3 protein-coding genes are annotated in these 3,042 nt (G+C 64.2%); 1 reads left to right on the forward strand and 2 read right to left on the reverse strand.

Features of this window, described 5'->3' with window-relative positions:
- Together F6S12_RS30835 and F6S12_RS30840 are read right to left on the reverse strand one after the other, a co-directional pair.
- Positions 1–858: D-hexose-6-phosphate mutarotase (locus F6S12_RS30835; RefSeq protein ID WP_315869772.1), on the reverse strand; the 858-nt coding region annotated here is incomplete at its 3' end.
- Positions 859–916: 58 nt separating this feature from the next.
- A complete protein-coding gene (locus F6S12_RS30840) occupies positions 917–1,321 on the reverse strand; it encodes an acyl-CoA thioesterase (RefSeq protein ID WP_003229628.1) in 405 nt (134 codons plus the stop codon).
- 394 nt (positions 1,322–1,715) lie between these two features.
- Here F6S12_RS30840 and F6S12_RS30845 point away from each other — a divergent pair, with 394 nt between their 5' ends.
- Entirely contained in the window at positions 1,716–3,014 is a 1,299-nt protein-coding gene (locus F6S12_RS30845; protein WP_019094638.1) for an MFS transporter, read from the forward strand.
- The last annotated feature ends 28 nt before the right edge of the window (positions 3,015–3,042 follow it).

Consider the following 3,042-nt stretch of genomic DNA (forward strand, 5'->3'; position numbering starts at 1 on the left):
GGCGCCCGGGGCCAGGGTGACGATGTCGTCCATCACGTTGGCGGTCTCGATGCACAGCATGCGCTGCCAGCCGTCGTCGGCCATGTCGCTGAATTGGGCAGCGCGGTCGATCCAGGGGTTCCAGATCACCGCGGTGCGCGAGCCTTCGCTGCGCAGGCGGATCCGCCGTTGCCAGTCCGGATCGACGATCTCCAGCTGCGTCGGGGCGTTCAGGTAGATGCGGTCGGTCTCGCCGGTAAAGTGCAGGCTGCCGCTCTGGACCTTGGTCTTCCAGTCTTCCAGGGTCTCGATGTAGCTCAGCCCGTCCACGCCTTCGACCTGCACCTGGCGCACATCGCTGACCGCGAAGTAGCTGTGCAGCGCCTGGCTGATGCTCACGCTTTCAGTGCCCAGGTTGTGGCTGCTGAGGCTGATGTGCAGTTGCTGGTCGAGGCGGATGCTCAGGCGCGGTTCCACTTGATGGGGCCAGCCGGGAAAACCACCCGCGGGGCAGGGCAGGCGCAGCTCCACCAGCAGGCTGTCGCCCTGGCTTTCGATGCCCAGCAGTTCCCAGTCGGTGGCCCGCACCAGGCCGTGGGCCGGCGCCGGGTCAGTGCCTTGGCGCATGGCCTGCACCGCCTGCGGGTTGCGGGCAAAGTTGCCGAACCAGGGCCAGCACACCGGCACCCCGGCGCGGATGCTCTTGCCGCGCTTGAACACGGCCTCGTCGTTGAGCCAGATCAGCGGCTGTTGCCCGGCCACTTGATAACTGAGGATGTGCGCGCCCTGCTGGGCCACCAGCAGTTCGGCGTCACCGTGGCGGATGCGCCAGCAGTTCAGTTCATCCAGTTTTACCGTTTCGACCTGGGGCGTAGGCATGCTGCTGTTCTCGTTCGCAAGGTGTGGGCTGCTATGGACCGCAGAACGGTCATCAGGTTTAGCGCGCGCGCGGCGGAACCGAGCGGGTGCGGCCACTGCCATCGATGGCGACGAATACGAACACCGCCTCGGTGACCTTGCGCCATTCGCTGGACAGCGGGTCGTCGCTCCACACTTCCACCATCATCTGGATCGAGCTGCGGCCGATCTCCAGGGTCTGGGTGTAGAAGGACAGCTGCGCGCCCACCGCCACCGGCACCAGGAACGCCATGCGGTCGATGGCCACCGTGGCCACCCGGCCGCCGGCCACGCGGCTGGCCATGGCGGTGCCCGCCAGGTCCATCTGCGCGACCAGCCAGCCGCCGAAAATATCGCCAAAGCCGTTGGTTTCACGGGGCAGTGCGGTGATTTGCAAGGCCAGGTCGCCTTGCGGGATTGGATCTTCTTGTTCGAGTTCTATCATGCCGGGGGGCCTCTGACCCGTGACGCTTCATGGGTACTTCAGGTGAATAGCCGTCTTCAGGAAAAACGATTCAGCCCGAACACACTGCGTTCGTCACGTTCTTTCTAAGGCGTGCTAAAGGGAAACTCTGCGAAATCGACTGGCGCTGGCCGAGGCCAGGGGCGCGCAGCAGCGTTTTCGCACAGCAACCCTTGCCAGAAGCGGCTTTGCGCTTCGAGGTCTGCGAGTATATCGGTCGATAGACTCCGCGACGACCCGTCCAGTTCGCAAATTTGTGAGTCATTTGTGCGCCGCTGTGTACGCATTCGAACAATTTGCTATCGTGCCGAACCTGCCAGGCCCCAACCAGCGCTGTTGCGGCTTCCAGAACCGACTAATAAGAGAAGCCCTTGCCATGACCACTGTGCCCTCGAGCGCCGCGCAGCCTGCGCAACCCGCCCGTCCGCTGACCCGTAGTGACTACAAGACATTGTCCCTGTCTGCCCTGGGCGGGGCGCTGGAGTTCTACGACTTCATCATCTTCGTGTTCTTTGCCACCGTGGTCGGCAAGCTGTTCTTCCCGGCGGACATGCCCGAGTGGCTGCGCCTGATGCAGACCTTCGGGATCTTCGCGGCCGGTTACCTGGCGCGGCCCCTGGGCGGGATCGTCATGGCCCACTTTGGCGACCTGCTGGGGCGCAAGAAGATGTTCACCCTGAGCATCTTCATGATGGCGGTGCCGACCCTGATCATGGGCCTGTTGCCGACCTACGCGCAGATCGGCATGTGGGCGCCGATCCTGCTGTTGCTGATGCGGGTGATCCAGGGGGCGGCCATCGGTGGTGAAGTGCCCGGGGCCTGGGTGTTCGTTTCCGAACACGTGCCCCAGCGGCATATCGGCTATGCCTGCGGCACCCTGACCTCGGGCCTGACTGCCGGGATTCTCCTGGGGTCGCTGGTGGCCACTGCGATCAACAGCATCTATACCCCGGTGGAAGTGGCGGATTACGCCTGGCGGATCCCGTTCCTGCTGGGTGGGGTGTTCGGCCTGTTCTCGGTGTACCTGCGCCGCCTGCTCCACGAAACCCCGGTGTTCGCCGAACTGCAACTGCGCAAGGCCCTGGCCGAGGAACTGCCGCTGCGCACGGTGCTGCGTGATCACCGCGGGGCGATCGTGATTTCCATGCTGCTGACCTGGCTGCTGTCCGCCGGGATCATCGTGGTGATCCTGATGACCCCCACCGTGCTGCAGACCGTCTATAAATTCCCGGCCATCACCGCCCTGGAGGCCAACAGCCTGGCCATTATCTTCCTGAGCCTGGGCTGCGTGGCCTCGGGTGCCCTGGCGGACCGATTCGGTGCGGGCAAGGTGTTCGTGTTCGGCAGCGCCTTGTTGTTGGTCACTTCCTGGACCTTCTATCACGGCCTGCTGGACAACCCGCAGTGGCTGTTCCCGCTGTATGCCCTGACCGGCCTGTTCGTCGGCACCATCGGTGCGGTGCCTTATGTGATGGTCAAGGCGTTCCCGGCAGTGGTGCGCTTCAGCGGCCTGTCGTTTTCCTACAACCTGGCGTACGCGATCTTCGGTGGCCTGACGCCGATGGTGGTGACCTGGCTGCTCAAGGAAAGCCCCATGGGCCCGGCCTATTATGTTGCAATTATTTGCGGCATCGGCCTGCTGGTGGGGCTGTACCTGTGGGCCAAGGGCCGCTGACCACCACCCTGTAGCCGCTGCCGCAGGC

This window comes from Pseudomonas sp. JV245A (genome assembly GCF_032424515.1).
Classification (GTDB): Bacteria; Pseudomonadota; Gammaproteobacteria; order Pseudomonadales; family Pseudomonadaceae; genus Aquipseudomonas; species Aquipseudomonas protegens.